At 36.8% G+C, this 16,856-nt stretch carries 15 protein-coding genes and 1 other annotated feature; of the genes, 13 read left to right on the top strand and 2 right to left on the bottom strand.

Features of this window, described 5'->3' with window-relative positions:
- Window position 1 precedes the first annotated feature (1 nt).
- The 3 genes from DT250_RS13850 (at window position 2) to DT250_RS13840 (ending at window position 2,108) form a co-directional block, all read left to right on the top strand.
- Entirely contained in the window at window positions 2-643 is a 642-nt protein-coding gene (locus tag DT250_RS13850) for a FusB/FusC family EF-G-binding protein (RefSeq protein WP_046959069.1), read from the top strand.
- Window positions 644-807: 164 nt separating this feature from the next.
- Window positions 808-1,704, top strand: coding sequence for an RCC1 domain-containing protein (locus DT250_RS13845; protein WP_149213179.1), 897 nt, complete (start codon window positions 808-810; stop codon window positions 1,702-1,704).
- 203 nt (window positions 1,705-1,907) lie between these two features.
- On the top strand, window positions 1,908-2,108 hold the full coding sequence (locus tag DT250_RS13840) for a hypothetical protein (protein WP_088062987.1): 201 nt from the start codon (window positions 1,908-1,910) through the stop codon (window positions 2,106-2,108).
- Window positions 2,109-2,271: 163 nt separating this feature from the next.
- On the opposite strand, the gene msrA is transcribed toward DT250_RS13840, so the two are convergent.
- A complete protein-coding gene (gene msrA / locus DT250_RS13835; protein ID WP_001291868.1) occupies window positions 2,272-2,808 on the bottom strand; it encodes a peptide-methionine (S)-S-oxide reductase MsrA in 537 nt (178 codons plus the stop codon).
- Between the two features lie 247 nt (window positions 2,809-3,055).
- Between msrA and DT250_RS13830 the strand changes: the two genes are divergently transcribed.
- From DT250_RS13830 to DT250_RS13815, 4 genes are read left to right on the top strand one after another with little or no spacing between them, the layout of a single operon-like run.
- Window positions 3,056-4,684: a multicopper oxidase family protein gene (locus DT250_RS13830; RefSeq protein WP_149213178.1), complete on the top strand. Its 1,629-nt coding sequence runs from the start codon at window positions 3,056-3,058 to the stop codon at window positions 4,682-4,684.
- A gap of 16 nt (window positions 4,685-4,700) precedes the next feature.
- Window positions 4,701-5,945 carry a copper resistance CopC/CopD family protein gene (locus DT250_RS13825; RefSeq protein ID WP_149213177.1) on the top strand — a complete coding sequence of 415 codons (1,245 nt, stop codon included), beginning with the start codon at window positions 4,701-4,703 and terminating at the stop codon, window positions 5,943-5,945.
- 27 nt (window positions 5,946-5,972) lie between these two features.
- On the top strand, window positions 5,973-7,463 hold the full coding sequence (locus tag DT250_RS13820; RefSeq protein WP_149213176.1) for a sensor histidine kinase: 1,491 nt from the start codon (window positions 5,973-5,975) through the stop codon (window positions 7,461-7,463).
- A gap of 15 nt (window positions 7,464-7,478) precedes the next feature.
- A complete protein-coding gene (locus DT250_RS13815; protein WP_075310075.1) occupies window positions 7,479-8,168 on the top strand; it encodes a response regulator transcription factor in 690 nt (229 codons plus the stop codon).
- A 49-nt stretch (window positions 8,169-8,217) separates the two neighbouring features.
- Here DT250_RS13815 and DT250_RS13810 read toward each other — a convergent pair whose 3' ends face one another.
- Entirely contained in the window at window positions 8,218-8,976 is a 759-nt protein-coding gene (locus DT250_RS13810) for an SDR family oxidoreductase (RefSeq protein ID WP_149213175.1), read from the bottom strand.
- A 573-nt stretch (window positions 8,977-9,549) separates the two neighbouring features.
- Window positions 9,550-9,789: a binding site (T-box leader), on the top strand.
- A 151-nt stretch (window positions 9,790-9,940) separates the two neighbouring features.
- Between DT250_RS13810 and ilvE the strand changes: the two genes are divergently transcribed.
- From ilvE to ilvA, 6 genes are read left to right on the top strand one after another with little or no spacing between them, the layout of a single operon-like run.
- Window positions 9,941-10,840: a branched-chain-amino-acid transaminase gene (ilvE, locus tag DT250_RS13805; protein ID WP_149213174.1), complete on the top strand. Its 900-nt coding sequence runs from the start codon at window positions 9,941-9,943 to the stop codon at window positions 10,838-10,840.
- 23 nt (window positions 10,841-10,863) lie between these two features.
- Window positions 10,864-12,576, top strand: a complete 1,713-nt coding sequence (ilvB, locus tag DT250_RS13800) for an acetolactate synthase large subunit (protein WP_149213173.1) — start codon at window positions 10,864-10,866, stop codon at window positions 12,574-12,576.
- Window positions 12,573-12,803, top strand: a complete 231-nt coding sequence (locus DT250_RS13795; RefSeq protein ID WP_149213172.1) for an ACT domain-containing protein — start codon at window positions 12,573-12,575, stop codon at window positions 12,801-12,803. The genes ilvB and DT250_RS13795 overlap by 4 nt, the downstream gene beginning before the upstream one ends.
- A gap of 14 nt (window positions 12,804-12,817) precedes the next feature.
- On the top strand, window positions 12,818-13,825 hold the full coding sequence (gene ilvC / locus DT250_RS13790; protein WP_149213171.1) for a ketol-acid reductoisomerase: 1,008 nt from the start codon (window positions 12,818-12,820) through the stop codon (window positions 13,823-13,825).
- 46 nt (window positions 13,826-13,871) lie between these two features.
- The gene (ilvD, locus tag DT250_RS13785; protein ID WP_046959077.1) at window positions 13,872-15,545 is read left to right on the top strand and encodes a dihydroxy-acid dehydratase; all 1,674 of its coding nucleotides are present in this window, start codon (window positions 13,872-13,874) and stop codon (window positions 15,543-15,545) included.
- Window positions 15,546-15,576: 31 nt separating this feature from the next.
- Window positions 15,577-16,839 carry a threonine ammonia-lyase IlvA gene (ilvA, locus tag DT250_RS13780; RefSeq protein WP_046959078.1) on the top strand — a complete coding sequence of 421 codons (1,263 nt, stop codon included), beginning with the start codon at window positions 15,577-15,579 and terminating at the stop codon, window positions 16,837-16,839.
- Window positions 16,840-16,856 lie beyond the last annotated feature (17 nt).

The raw sequence follows: 16,856 nt of genomic DNA, 5'->3' as shown, positions 1-16,856 counted from the left end.
GATGGAAGCTTTTATTAGAAGTGATCAATATAATTTTATAAAATCACAAGCTTATATTTTAGCAAATGGGCACGCAACGGCAAATGATAGAGGTGTAATTCAAGCGTTAAAATCACTAGCGATTGAAAAGATAATACATGTATTTGAGAATTTAACGGATGAACAGAAAGAGTTAATTGATACCGTATTAACAGTTCAAAATAGAGAAGATGCAGAATCGTTTTTACTGAAAATAAATCCGTATGTCATTCCGTTTCAGGAAGTTACAGCGCAAACATTAAAAAAATTATTTCCTAAAGCGAAAAAATTAAAACTTCCTGATATGGAAGAACTGAACATGAAAGAATTATCTTATTTAAGCTGGATTGATAAAGGGTCAAGCAGGAAATTTATAATAGCGAAAAATGATAAAAATAAGTTTGTTGGTCTGCAAGGAACGTTCCAGAGCTTAAATAAAAAGAGCATTTGTTCATTATGTCATGGACATGAAGAAGTTGGGATGTTTTTAGTTGAAATTAAAGGTGATGTACCAGGAACCTTTGTTAAAAAGGGAAACTATATTTGCAAAGATGGTGTAGCTTGTAATCAGAATATGAAATCACTTGATAAATTGAACGATTTTATTGAACGATTGAAGAAATAAAGAAGGAACCTCTAGTATTTAAACTGGAGGTTTTTATTTTTTGAAGAAGTAGTAATAGGCTTCTTTTGTAGCTGTAAATTTATAAAAAAAGTCGGGTCATTTATAATGAAATTAGATAAAAATATCTATTTGGATACAGTTGCTTATATGCAAGGAGGTAAAACATGAATTACATTTCACCGAAAGAAGAAATGTTAAAAGTGAAACGGTGGCCTAAAGATACGATAGCGGCAGGTCGTGGTCATACAGTTGCTCTTAAATCGGATGGCACAGTTGTGGCAGTGGGGCGAAATAAAGAAGGAGAATGCAATGTAAGCGGTTGGTGTGATATTGAAGCAGTCGCAGCGGGCAATGTTCATATGGCGACGAACACGGGTAATGCTCATACAATCGCTCTTAAAAGTGATAATACTGTGGAAGCGGTGGGGTGGAATAAGCATGATCAATGTGATGTAAACGACTGGCATAATATTGTATCGGTTGCGGCGGGGTGGCGTCGTACCATTGGCCTTAAACCGGATGGCACAGTAGTAGCAGTGGGGCGAAATAAAGAAGGAGAATGTAATATAAGTAGCTGGAGAGATATTGTGGTGGTCACGGCGGGTGACTGGCATACAGTTGGTCTTAAAATGGACGGAACAGTGACGACTGTGGGGAATAATCGATATGGCCAATGCAATGTAAGTGGATGGCGTGGTATGGTGGAGTTGGCGGCAGGTTATCTTCATACTGTTGGTTTGAAATCGGATGGCAAAGTGATGGCAGTGGGTAATAATAAACTTGGTCAATGCGATGTAGGCAGCTGGAAAGATATTATGGCAGTAGCGGCTGGTACGAATCATACAATCGGACTTAAATCAGACGGTACCGTGGTGGCAGTCGGCTGGAATGAGTATGGTCAATGTAATGTAAGCGATTGGCGTGATATTGTCGCGATAGCGGCGGGTTGTGCGCATACGGTCGGTCTGAAATTAGATGGCACGGTGGTAGCAGTAGGTGATAATACATACGGTCAATGCGATGTAGGTAGCTGGCGTAACATCCGATTGCCTAGCAAATAGTTAATTCACAACAAATCACTAGTAATATTATTCTATTTTAGGAGTAATTATGGAATAGGGTATGTAGATAAGAACCCCTTTTTAAAAGAGGTTCTTATTCTTTTCCATAAAATGAGTGTCTAAATGGAATTTTTGAACAAACTTTATTTCAAAGCTACAGTAGAAAGTATAAATTACAAATAAAGCATAGGAGAGCTGAAGAAATGCTTAAAAAGTTTTTGCTTTCTTTACCGGATGTTTTACTTGTATGCATTGTTATCTACATAACATACACAACTACTTTTAGTTTTGTACAGATGTTAGTAATTTCAATTGCAATCGGAATCGTCGGTGGTCTTGTTATAAAAATTTGTAAGGATGTATTCACGTATATAAGGTGGACAATTAAACAGAGGAAATCTTGAATATGTTGTATTGCTATTAGGAGGAGAGGAAATGAATAAGAAAAAGAGTAGAGTGAAAAATGAAATCGCACTTTGGACATTAACAGCGGTTGTTCTCATTATTGCATGGTACTTTTTTCAAAGATAAAAATGCATCGTACTTAAAAGGTACGATGCATTTTTATTATTTTTTTTGCCAATTTTCTTTTATAAAGTCTTCACGGCCAGATTCTTTTTGCTCAGTAGCATATTTCTCCGGATTTTTTTTATAAAAATGTTGATGGTATTCTTCAGCCTCATAAAAAGGTGCAGCCGGGCGAATTTCAGTTACGATTGGCTCTTTAAACATACCGCTTTCTGCAAGAGCTTGTTTTGATTTTTCAGCAAGCTCTTTTTGCGTTTCATTATGATAAAAAATAGCAGTGCGATAAGAGGGACCACGGTCAAAGAATTGTCCGCCATCATCAGTTGGATCGATTTGTGGCCAATATAAATCTAGTAATTTTTCATATGGAAAAATAGAAGGATCGAATGTAATTTGTACAACTTCTAAATGACCAGATGTACCAGCTTTTACTTGTTCATATGTTGGGTTTTCTACATGACCACCTGCATAGCCAGAAAGTACTTTATGAATACCAGGAAGTTCATCAAATGGCTTTACCATGCACCAAAAGCAACCGCCTGCGAAGGTTGCGAGTTCGTATGTTTTTTCGGACATTGTTGTAATCCTCCTAAATATATATGTTTTATATAGTATTATACAATCTTTTTTATTACGCAATAAAAAAGATTTAGAAGTAAAGGGAAATTGAAATATATTTCTTTATAAAGTCTTTAAAATTCCTTCAAAGTTTCTTTTTTTCTGAGTGTTATGATGTGAATCGAAGTGAAGATGTGAGGTGATAGACAATGAATCCACGTATGAAAATTAATAGTTTACAACAAAAAATGAAAGAGAGACTAATATGAAAAAGGAATTTATACAAAGCGATTTAAGAAATATATTGATTGCGGCATGCTTATTATTAGGGTTAGTTATTTTTGGATATTTTTTAATAAATAATTACCCAGGTACAAATGAAAAAAAGAAGTTAACAGATGCAACATCTACTTCAGAATCAATTACATCTATTGCTAATTCAGATGCCAAAAAAAGGGTTACAAAAACTTTTAATATTAAGGCGAAAGTAGCAAGTTTAGATTTGGGAGATGGGAAAAAGGTAGATGCATGGACCTTTGATGGAACATCACCGGGTACTCAAATTCGAGTTAAACAAGGTGAACGTATTGTTGTAAATTTGAAAAATGAATTGCCAGAACCAGTTACAATCCATTGGCACGGATTAGATGTTCCTGCGGCGGTAGACGGTGTTCCAGGTGTTACGCAAAATGCTATAAAACCAGGTGAAACATATACATACGCATTTAATGCTGATCAGGTGGGGACATATTGGTATCATTCACATCAAAAAAGTTCAATACAAACGGAGCGGGGACTATTTGGAACCATCGTTATTGAACCGAATAAACCAGCTGTAAAATATGAAAAGGATTATACAGTGGCGATCCATGAATGGAAAACAGGAGCCATAAAAACCCGTAAGCATAATGGCGAACAAGATAAAGATTGGGATAGCTACCCTAGCAATCATATTCGAAATGAAAAGGCGCAAACTTTAGAAGGCCCGTTAATGATGCCAAGTAATGATCAACTCAAAGATTTATCTGATGGAGATGATTACGATGTATTTACATTAAATGATACAAGTGAGGGACTACGATTGGATGCAAAACCAGGTGAAACAGTACGCCTTCGCTTAATTAATGCTGGGAATAATACGCATTTAATGACATTAGTTGGGGCGCCATTTCAAATTATCGCATTAGATGGTCGTGATATAAAAGGTGGGGACGAGCTAGATAAAGCAATTCTTCCGATGGGAGCTGCACAACGTTATGACCTTGTTTTTAAAATGCCGGAAACAACGAGTGTAAAACTTATTAATGTGGATCCATCTAAGAAAATGAATCGAATGTTAACGACGACTATTGGGAACGGTTCTTTGCCGAAAAAACCTATTGATATAAAGAGTTATCCATGGTTTGACTTTACGAAATATGGAGAAAAAGAAGTTGGCAAGTTTACGATAGATTCAAAGTTTACAAAGGTCTATGATATGGATTTGGCAGAAGGTGTGAAAGATGTAAATGGACAAGAAAAATGGGTGTATACGATTAATGGAAAGACATCACCTGACATTCCACCCATTAAAGTAGAGAAAGGAGATAAAGTTAAGATTCGCTTTAAAAATAAGGGAGAAGAAATTCATCCAATGCATTTGCATGGACATACATTCCAGGTTATTTCTAAAAATGGTAAACCAATGGAGGGAAGTCCGATTTACTTAGATACAGTTAATGTTTTTCCGGGAGAAGAATATGAAATTGCTTTAGAGGCAAATAATAGTGGACTATGGATGGTTCATTGTCATCATCTCGTTCATGCGGAAAAAGGAATGCATACGATGATGAATTATGAGGGGGTAACTACTCCATTTTCTACCGGAGATCACTCAGGTAATCATCCAGAATAATAATACGGAGGTTTTCATGCTTTATAGAATGATAGTATTTATTTTAACAAGTGTAAGTATATTTTTATTTTCTCATAGTAGTGTATTTGCTCATACAAGTGTTGTAGGAGCCACCCCTAAAGAAGGGGAGGTTCTTACAGTACAACCGGAACAGATTATTCTTGAATTTAGTGAACCAGTTACAGGAAATGTAGTCAATATTGAACTGCTAGATCCAAGTGCAAAGAGAGTGCAAGTATCAAAGGTTGAAATATTAGATAACCCAACAAAAATAAAAGTGAAATTACCAAACTTAAATAATGGTACTTACACAGTAAGGTGGTCTATGATTTCTGCAGACGGACATCCGAGTGAGGGCAGCTATCCCTTTTCAATTGGAGAAGAAGTACAAACTAATGTAGTGGTAGAGGGAAATGCGAGTGGGAGTGGCTCAGTATTTTCAGATGTTATGATAGTAACACTACGCTATATTGTAGAGGGAATGATTTTAATTGGAGCAGGAGTAAAGTGGCTCGATATGTTTGTTAAACGTTATAGATTACCGTCCATATTGCAAAGAATGAAGAATATGAAAAAGATTTTCTTCTCTATACTTGTAGTAGGATTAATAGCTGAATTAATAGTATATAAGTCAGTTATTCCGAAGGGAAGTTTACTTATTCATTCGCCATTTTCAGTTATTATTATGATTCAACTGCTATTATTAGTTCTTATGTCTTTGCAACATATGGGGAACGAATGGTATGCGCTAGTTTGGGGATTTCTTGTTGCGAGTTTTTCTTTCACAGGTCATGTATGGATTACTAATCCAAATTGGGCAGCAGTTATAATTAGAATGGTCCATGTTATGAGTATTGCAGTGTGGCTAGGAGCACTTATTTATTTAGTTCTTGTTATAGCGTGGACAACATTATACAAAATTACATTTGATCAAAAGCGTTTCCGTAAACATTTTAGCATTATTGCTGGTATTTCATTTATTCTAGCATTTCTTTCTGGGGAATTAATTGTGTTTCTACAGACAAGGAATTGGGTACTTTTTAATTTTAATTCAATATGGACGAACCTTTTAAATATAAAGATTCTTACTGTATGTATAATTACAATTGTAGCATGGAGACAAACGAAAACATGGGGTATCGATATTGGAACAGTTAATCGCCGTTTATTGCTCTTAGAAATGGTTCTAGCTATACTCGTATTATTAGCTGGTATTTGGATGAGTCAAGTTTCGTTTCCGGTGAATTCTGTAACAAGCTAAAATTATAATGTTCATAGGAGTTCTGTAATGTCAATCCGTATTAGATTGCTGTTGTCGTATGTTGCGATGGTAATTATTCCAATCGTTTTTTGCGGTATAGCAGTTATGTTAATTAGTGTTACTTTATTTGGTGATATTCGTATTGCAAAAGAAATCATTGGTCTTAATCAAAATAGTCATTCTCTCATTGATAAAGAGCAGGAGGGAGCTATTCGTACAAAAGAAGATGAAGATGATATTTTCAGTAGGTTGAAAATTCTTTCATCGTATGCTCCAGATAAATTGGAGGATATACATTTTTTAAAGGAAACTGATAAAGAATTAAACGATAATCAAGCAGGATTACTAATTCGAAAAAATGATGAGCTTACATATTCATCCCCATATTTTAAAATCTCTTCTTTTGATAAATACCTACCCGCATTTGAAACGGAAGGACAAAGAAAGGGAATGGATGTGAAAATAGAGGGTAATTCTTTTTACTATAAGCAATTTGATTACTACGATGAAGAGAAGGATAAGGTCAGTATTTTTGTATTTGAGTATGTAAATCCTTTAGAAGAAATGATTAGAGAATTTTTCCCGTATTTCGTATTCTCTTTAATACTTGGGTTAATTATTACGAATGGAATATTAACATATTTTATATCACGGAGTATTATTAAACCATTGCATTCATTAAAGCAGGCAACGGAAAGAATTCAAAAGGGTGATTTAGATTTTCAAGTAAAGCTACTTGCGAAAGATGAAATAGGTGAATTAAGTTTATCGTTTGAAGAGATGCGTGGCAGATTGAAGGAATCGGTCGAGTTGCAAATGCAATATGAAAAGAATCGTAAAGAGTTGCTTTCAAATATTTCTCATGATTTACGGACGCCAATAACGGCTATTAAAGGTTATGTACAAGGAATTAAAGAAGGTATCGCTCGAACTCCAGAACAATTAGATAAATATTTAACGATTATTTATCATAAAGTGTTTGATATGGATCAATTAATTGACGAGCTTTTTCTCTTTTCAAAACTTGATTTGAAAGAGGAACCATTTCAATTTGAAGAGGTTGAAATTAACCAATACTTATCTGATTGCATAGAAGAACTACAGCTTGAATTGCAAGATAAGGGAATTACAGTGAGATGGGATACTCAAAAGGATACTTCTATTTTGGTAAAAGGTGATCGTGAAAAATTACGTCGTGTTATTACAAATATCATTTGGAATAGTGTGAAGTATATGGATAAAGAAGAAGGATATATAGGAATTCGCATGACCGAATCTATTGATTATGTAACGATTTACATAAAAGATAATGGGGTAGGAATAGAAGAGAAGGCGTTGCCTCATATATTTGAAAGGTTTTATCGTGCAGATCATTCTAGAAATTCTAAAACAGGTGGAAGCGGACTTGGTTTGTCAATTGCACATCAGATTATCACACAACATGGTGGTGATATTTGGGTAGAAAGCAAAAAAGGTAAAGGAACGACGCTGGCATTTACATTACAAAAAATCAATTAGAAAAAGGAGAGCATCTTGAAAAGAATTTTAATTATTGAAGATGAAGCTATTATAGCAGAGTTAGAAAAGGATTATTTAGAGGTTGCTGGGTATACAGTAGATATTGATTACTCTGGCGAAAAAGGTTTACAAAGAGTTCTGCTGGAGGATTATGACTTGTTAATTTTAGACATAATGTTACCGGGAATAGATGGATATGAAATTTGTAAACAAGTTCGATTGGAAAAGGACATACCAATACTTATGGTGTCCGCAAAACAAGAGGAAATCGATAAAATTAAAGGGTTAGGTTTTGGAGCAGATGATTATATTATAAAACCGTTTAGCCCGAGTGAAATGGTGGCACGTGTAAATGCTCATCTAGCTCGTTATGATCGTTTAACAGGAAAACGAGAACAAATAAAAGATGAAATTCGTATTCGAGGATTACTTATTGATAAATCGGCCCGACGTGTATTTGTAAATGGAACTGAAATCATGTTAACAGGAAAAGAATTTGATTTATTAACTTGTATGGCAGAACATCCAAATCAAGTATTTAGTAAAGATCGTCTCTTTGAAACTGTATGGGGGATGGATGTAATTGGTGATGCAGCAACGGTTGCTGTCCATGTGAAAAATATTCGTCACAAAATTGAACTCGATCCATTTGATAAATCATATATCGAAACAATTTGGGGAGTAGGGTATCGTTTTACACAGTGAAAAAGGCCAGCAAAAATGCTGGCTTTTTTTGCGTAAGTAGATTAAGAAATTACAAACAAGATCCTCCGCTCACATCAATTAATTGTCCAGTAACCCAGCGGCTGTCTGGAGAAGCGAGAAATGCCGCGGTATCGGCAATATCTTCTACTTCACCTAAGCGATTAAAAGCGGAAATGGTAGTGGCATACTGTTTCATCATTGGATCGCTCAAGAGTCCTGCGTTCATATCGGTTTTAATAAATCCAGGAAGTATTGCATTCACTGTTATTCCTCGTGCTCCGAGCTGTTTTGCTAGCGTGAAAGTCATCGTATTAATAGCGCCTTTCGTCATACTATATGCAACGAAATCAGGTAAAGAAATACGAGTGGCAGTGGATGAAATATTAATAATTCGGCTATTGTCACGTAAACGAGATAGAGCTTGTTGGATGATAAAGAATGGTGCTTTTGCATTAACAGAAACCATTCTATCAAAAAATTGTTCAGTCGTTTCTTCAATAAAAGCACCAGGACCAATTCCGGCGTTGTTTATTAAAATATCAAATTTAGTACTACCAGTTCTTTTTTGTAATTCGCTATCTAAAGAACTATAAAGGGTTTCTACACCATGTAAAGATTCAAGGTTTGCACCGATAGAAAAAGCTGATCCGCCATTTGATTGAATTTCATAAACAGTTTCTTCAGCATCTTCTTTTCGATTTCCGTAATGAATAGCAACTAATGCACCGTCGTTCGCTAAACGTTTTGCAATAGCACGTCCAATTCCTCGGCTTGCTCCTGTAACTAATGCCACTTTTCCTTTTAACATAGTTTTCTCATCTCCTCAAAAAAATTTTTATGTTATTAAGTTGTTTTTCTTTATGTAGTAATGCGAACATACTTAAGTAATATATGAGTATGTGTAAGAAGTTCATTCTGATTTTGTTTTGAGAAAAAATAAATAGACTTCTCTTGAATTGATTGAATTTTATTTTTTTTTCGAAAAAAACGTTGACAATGAAAAGAACAACGTCCTATAATACGTTTAACAAATAAAAGTTAATTAAGAATCTTTCAACTTTATATGTTACATATGCAAAGAAGAGGAAAGTAGATGGTTATGATCGTTTCAGAGAGCTGCTCCTAGGCTGTGAGAGTAGTAACAATCGAATCATTGAATATCACCTCGGAGCATCGCTTGCGAAAGGGAAACTGAGTAGAGGGCGACGGCATCGTCTCCAGTAAAAGGACGGGGGTCTAATTGGACCTACAAAGCTTATATTTCGCGAGAAGTATAAGGAAGCTGAGTGGTACCGCGAAACTCTCGCCTCAGCAATCAAAGCTACTAAATTGTAGTAGTTGATTGCTGAGGCGAGAGTTTTTATTTTAAAAAATAGAATACGATAATGCGTAGAAGAGGAGAGTAAATGAAGAAAATTGTTTCAGAGAGCTGCCCAGAAGCTGTGAGGGTGGTAACAATTTCATCATTGAAAATCACCTCGGAGTACTACTTTTGAAAACTAGTAAAAAGTAGCGGAGTTGTTTCCGATAGAAAAACAAAAGTCTAATTGGACTTGCAGAGCTTATATTTCGTGAGAAGTGTAAGGAAGCTGAGTGGTACCACGATTCCCTCGTCTCAGCAATGGATTGCTACAAGTATGTATGTAATCGATTGTTGAGACGAGTATATTTTTAAGCTTTATATACTGAATATTCTGTTAAAATAACTCATCTCAGCAATCGATATAGAAATAGATTGCAAAAATAGAGAGAAAAAAGAGGAGCGATGTGAGATGGGAAACCAGTATATTTATATGAATGGGGAATTTGTAGAAAAAGAAAAGGCAGTTGTTTCAGTATATGATCACGGTTTTTTATACGGAGATGGTGTATTTGAAGGGATTCGTAGTTACGGTGGAAATGTATTTTGTTTAAAAGAACATGTAAAACGATTATACGAATCGGCAAAATCTATTCTACTTACAATCCCACTGACAGTTAACGAAATGGAAGAAGCAGTTTTACAAACATTGCAAAAAAATGAATATGCTGATGCCTACATTCGATTAATTGTTTCAAGGGGAAAAGGTGACTTAGGGCTCGACCCTAGAAGTTGTGTGAAACCGAGCGTTATTATCATTGCAGAACAATTAAAGTTATTCCCACAGGAATTTTACGATAATGGACTAAGCGTTGTATCTGTTGCATCGAGACGTAATACGCCAGATGCATTAGATCCACGTATTAAGTCAATGAACTATTTAAATAACGTACTTGTGAAAATTGAAGCGGCACAAGCAGGAGTGTTAGAGGCCCTTATGTTAAATCAACAAGGATATGTTTGTGAAGGATCTGGAGACAATGTTTTCGTTGTGAAAGATGGAAAAGTGTTAACACCTCCTTCTTACTTAGGGGCGCTAGAAGGTATTACGAGAAATAGTGTTATCGAGCTATGTGAACGACTTAATATTCCATGTGAGGAAAGGCCATTTACTCGCCATGACGTATATGTAGCAGATGAAGTGTTTTTAACAGGAACGGCAGCAGAATTAATTCCAGTTGTAAAAGTTGATTCAAGAGAGATTGGAGATGGAAAACCAGGAAGTGTAACGAAACAATTGACAGAGGAATTTAAAAATTTAACGAGAGAAAGAGGAGTACGTGTTCCAGGACTGGCGGAGAGCTTACTGTAGGTAGGGGAGAGGAGTTAATTAAAATGGAACAGCATACAACACGTGAGAAATTACAGTGTGAAGATGTGACAGGAGCGGGGCACGTTATTCAATGTTTGAAAAAATTAGGTGTAACGACTGTTTTCGGTTATCCGGGCGGAGCGATTTTGCCAGTGTACGATGCGTTATACGGAAGTGGTTTGAAGCACGTTTTAACTCGTCATGAACAAGCTGCCATTCATGCGGCAGAAGGATATGCGAGAGCTTCTGGAAAGATCGGGGTAGTCTTTGCTACCTCTGGCCCAGGGGCGACAAATTTAGTTACGGGTTTAGCAGATGCTTATATGGATTCGATTCCTTTAGTTGTCATTACAGGGCAAGTTGCAAAACCTCTCATCGGAAAAGATGGATTTCAAGAAGCAGATGTTGTCGGGATTACAGTACCTGTTACGAAGCATAATTACCAAGTTCGTGATGTGAATCATTTATCACGCATTGTACAAGAAGCTTTTTACATCGCCGAAAGCGGGCGACCAGGACCAGTATTAATTGATATTCCAAAAGATGTTCAAAATGAAAATGTAACAAGTTTTTATAATGAAGTAATTGAGATTCCAGGGTACAAATTAGAGCCTATGCCAGACGGTAGGAAGCTTAGAGAGGTAGCTAAAGCAATTTCCGAAGCAAAACGTCCCCTTCTTTATATTGGAGGAGGGATCATTCATTCGGGTGGTTCTGATGAACTTATTCAGTTTGCGAGGGAAAATCGTATTCCTGTCGTTTCCACTTTAATGGGACTTGGTGCATATCCGCCGGGAGATTCGTTATTTTTAGGAATGCTCGGCATGCATGGAACGTACGCTGCAAATATGGCAGTAACAGAATGTGATTTATTACTTGCGTTAGGTGTTCGCTTTGATGATCGTGTAACAGGAAAATTAGAACTCTTTTCTCCGCATTCGAAAAAGGTACATATTGATATAGATCCTTCGGAGTTCCATAAAAATGTAACTGTGGAATATCCGATTGTTGGAGATGTGAAAAAAGCGTTACATATGTTGTTACATATGCCAATTCGTACACAAACAAATGAATGGCTTACGAAAATAGAGGAATGGAAAGCGGAATATCCTCTTTCCTACAATCAAAAAGAATGTGAGTTAAAACCACAGCATGTTATTACTCTAGTAAGTGAATTAACGAATGGTGAAGCGATTGTTACGACAGAAGTAGGACAGCATCAAATGTGGGCTGCTCATTTTTATAAAGCGAAAAACCCACGGACGTTTCTAACATCTGGCGGACTAGGAACGATGGGATTTGGTTTCCCAGCGGCAGTTGGTGCTCAGCTTGCGAAAGAAGAAGAACTCGTCATTTGTATTGCGGGCGATGCTTCTTTCCAAATGAACATTCAAGAATTACAAACAATTGCTGAAAATAATATTCCTGTAAAAGTATTTATTATAAATAATAAATTTTTAGGGATGGTAAGGCAATGGCAAGAGATGTTTTATGAAAATCGTTTATCAGAGTCAAAAATCGGATCACCAGATTTTGTGAAAGTGGCAGAAGCTTATGGAGTGAAGGGATTAAGGGCGACAAATTCAACAGAGGCGAAACAAGTGATGTTAGAAGCATTTGCTCACGATGGTCCTGTCGTAGTTGATTTTTGTGTAGAAGAAGGTGAAAACGTATTTCCGATGGTTCCGCCAAACAAAGGGAATAACGAAATGATTATGAAGAGGTGGGAAGAATGAGTCATACTTTTTCACTCGTTATTCATAACGAGCCAAGCGTCGTATTACGTATAAGTGGGATTTTTGCTCGGCGTGGTTATTATATTTCTTCTTTGCATTTAAACGAAAGAGATACTAGTGGCGTTTCTGAAATGAAACTCACAGCAGTTTGTACTGAAAATGAAGCGACATTACTTGTCGGTCAGTTGAAAAAATTAATTGATGTACTGCAAGTAAATAAATTATAAGGAGTGTATGGAATATGAAAACGTATTATGAGAAAGATGCAAATTTAGAGTTATTACAAGGGAAAGCAGTTGCGGTCATTGGTTATGGATCTCAAGGTCACGCGCAGGCGCAAAATTTACGTGATTCTGGTGTGGAAGTTGTAGTTGGTGTTCGACCTGGTAAGTCTTTTGAAGTAGCAAAAGCAGATGGGTTTGAAGTAATGTCTGTTTCAGAAGCGGTTCGAACCGCGCAAGTTGTACAAATGTTATTGCCAGATGAACAGCAAGCGCATGTGTATAAAGCAGAAGTAGAAGAGAATCTCCGTGAAGGGCAAATGTTACTTTTCTCACATGGATTTAATATTCACTTCGGACAAATTAACCCGCCAAGTTACGTAGATGTAGCGATGGTCGCACCAAAAAGTCCAGGACATCTCGTTCGCCGTGTATTCCAAGAAGGAAATGGTGTTCCGGCATTAGTCGCAGTACATCAAGATGCAACAGGCACGGCATTACGTGTAGCGCTTGCGTATGCAAAAGGTGTAGGTTGTACACGTGCAGGTGTAATTGAAACGACATTCCAAGAAGAAACGGAGACAGATTTATTCGGAGAGCAAGCAGTGCTTTGCGGCGGGGTAACTGCACTTGTGAAAGCTGGTTTTGAAACGTTAACAGAAGGCGGATATCGTCCTGAAATTGCATACTTTGAATGTTTGCATGAATTAAAGTTAATTGTTGATTTAATGTACGAAGGTGGTTTAACGAACATGCGCCATTCTATTTCAGATACGGCTGAGTTCGGAGATTATGTAACAGGATCGAGAATTGTTACAGATGAAACGAAGAAAGAAATGAAACGTGTTCTTACAGAAATTCAGCAAGGTGAATTCGCGAAGGAATGGATTTTAGAAAATCAAGCTGGGCGTCCAACGTATAATGCCATGAAAAAAGCAGAGACAAATCATCAGTTAGAAAAAGTGGGGGCAGAGCTTCGTGAAATGATGAGCTGGATTCATGCACCGAAAGAATTAGTAAAGAAATAGAGAAAGAGATTGTAAGTGAAAAATACGTAAGAGGGGATTTGACAAGATGAGAAGTGACATGATTAAAAAAGGTTTTGATAAAGCGCCGCACCGTAGTTTATTAAAAGCAACTGGTTTGAAAGATGAAGATTTTGATAAACCGTTTATAGCTATCTGTAATTCTTTTATTGAAATTATTCCAGGTCATAAGCACTTAAATGAGTTTGGAAAACTTGTTAAAGAAGCAGTGCGTGCAGCAGGTATGGTTCCATTTGAATTTAATACAATTGGAGTAGATGACGGTATTGCGATGGGGCATATCGGTATGCGTTATTCGCTTCCGAGTCGTGAAATCATTGCAGATTCAGTAGAAACGGTTGTAAATGCACATTGGTTTGATGGCATGATTTGTATTCCAAACTGTGACAAAATTACCCCCGGTATGATGATGGCTGCACTTCGTATTAACATTCCAACTGTTTTTGTTTCAGGTGGACCGATGGCAGCTGGGAAGACTTCTAAAGGGGAGGTTGTCGATTTAAGTTCTGTTTTCGAAGGAGTAGGAGCTTATCAATCTGGGAAAATTTCAGAAGAAGAATTAAAGGATATTGAAGATCATGGCTGTCCATCTTGTGGTTCTTGTTCTGGTATGTTTACAGCGAACTCTATGAACTGTTTATGTGAAGTATTAGGTTTAGCTCTTCCTGGTAACGGAAGTATTTTAGCTATTGATCCAAGACGTGAAGAATTAATTAAACAAGCAGCAGAGAAATTAAAGATTTTAATTGAAAGAGATATTAAACCGAGAGACATTGTAACGGAAGAAGCAATTGATGATGCGTTCGCGCTTGATATGGCGATGGGCGGTTCAACAAATACAGTGTTGCACACATTGGCGCTTGCACAAGAAGCGGGTTTAGATTACGATATGAACCGCATTGATGCCGTTTCAAGACGTGTACCACATTTATGTAAAGTAAGTCCTGCCTCCAATTGGCATATGGAGGATATTGATCGAGCAGGCGGAATTAGTGCAATTTTGAAAGAGATGAGCCGAAAAGAAGGGGTGCTTCATTTAGACCGTATTACTGCTACTGGGCAAACATTAAGAGAAAACATTGCTCATGCAGAGATTAAAGATAGGGAAGTTATTCATTCTCTCGAAAACCCTCATAGTGAAGAAGGGGGATTACGTATATTAAAAGGAAACCTTGCGAAAGATGGGGCAGTTATTAAAAGTGGGGCAACAGAAGTAAAACGATTTGAAGGACCTTGCGTTATTTTTAATTCACAAGATGAGGCACTTGCGGGCATTATGCTTGGGAAGGTTAAGAAAGGCGATGTAGTTGTTATTCGCTATGAAGGACCAAGAGGCGGTCCTGGTATGCCGGAAATGTTAGCACCAACGTCAGCGATTGCTGGTATGGGATTAGGTGCAGATGTTGCGCTATTAACGGATGGACGTTTTTCTGGAGCTTCACGTGGTATTTCGGTAGGGCATATTTCGCCAGAAGCAGCTGCGGGGGGAACGATTGCACTTCTCAAGCAAGGGGATATCGTTTGTATTGATGTTGAGGAAAGATTGTTAGAAGTAAGAGTTAGTGATGAAGAATTAGATAAGCGTAAAAAAGAATGGAAACGACCAGAACCGAAAGTGAAAACTGGCTGGCTTGGACGTTATGCGCAGATGGTAACATCGGCGAATACAGGTGCAGTTCTAAAAATCCCGGATTTTGATTGAGCCAATTTAAAAGAGATAAGGATGATATGAAATGGTGCAAAAGGTAAAGGAGAGAGTGAAAATTGAAGATATCTTAATGGCACATAATTGCATGAAAGATATCGTTATTAAAACACCGTTACAACGTGATACAGTTCTATCTGAGAAATATGATTGTGACGTTTATGTAAAACGAGAAGACTTACAATTGATTCGCTCTTTCAAAATTCGTGGTGCGTACAATTTAATTCAAAGTTTATCAAAAGAACAATTACAAAACGGTGTTGTTTGTGCAAGTGCTGGTAATCATGCGCAAGGAGTTGCTTATACGTGTAATTTATTGAAGATTCCGTCGAAAATCTTCATGCCAACAACGACACCTAAACAAAAAGTATCGCAAGTACAATTTTTCGGTAGTGATTTTGCAGAAATTGTATTAGTTGGTGATACATTTGATAGCTCTTTCCAAGAAGCACAGCGCTATTGTGAAGAAAATAGAATGACGTTTGTTCATCCGTTTGATGATCCGCATGTAGTTGCTGGTCAAGGAACAGTGGCAGTTGAAATTATGCATGATATGGAGAAACCAGTGGATTATATCTTTACAGCAATTGGAGGCGGTGGGTTAGCATCAGGTGTTGGTACATATGTAAAAGGTGTTAGTCCTGCTACAAAGGTCATTGGCGTAGAGCCAATGGGAGCTGCATCTATGAAAGAGGCTTTTCTTCAAAACGAAAATGTCGCGTTAGAGAAAATAGATAGTTTTGTTGATGGGGCAGCTGTCAAAAAAGTAGGGAAGTTAACATTTGAAACGTGTAAAGATGTAATTGATGATATTGTTTTAGTACCAGAAGGAAAGGTTTGTACGACGATTTTAGAACTGTATAAGAAAAATGCAATTGTAGCTGAACCGGCTGGTGCACTATCTATTGCAGCGCTTGATTTATATAGAGATGAAATAAAAGGTAAAACAGTTGTATGTACGCTAAGTGGTGGAAACAACGATATTGATAGAATGCAAGAGATGAAAGAACGTTCTCTCATTTACGAAGGATTAAAGCATTATTTCATCATTGAATTCCCGCAGCGTTCAGGTGCACTAAGAGAGTTTCTTGATAAGGGATTAGGGCCAGAAGATGATATTACTCGTTTTGAATACATTAAGAAACATAATAAAGAAAATGGCCCAGCACTAGTCGGAGTAGAGTTGAAACATAAAGAAGATTATGAGCAATTAATTACTCGTTTTAAAGAAAATAATATTCAATTTATGGAGCTTAATAAAAATCCTATTTTGTTTGATTTGCTTATTTAATAGAAGGAAAGAGTTAG

The sequence above is a fragment of the Bacillus sp. AR2-1 genome (assembly GCF_008368755.1).
Classification (GTDB): domain Bacteria; phylum Bacillota; class Bacilli; order Bacillales; family Bacillaceae_G; genus Bacillus_A; species Bacillus_A wiedmannii.
This window is presented reverse-complemented; position numbering and strand designations above follow the sequence as displayed.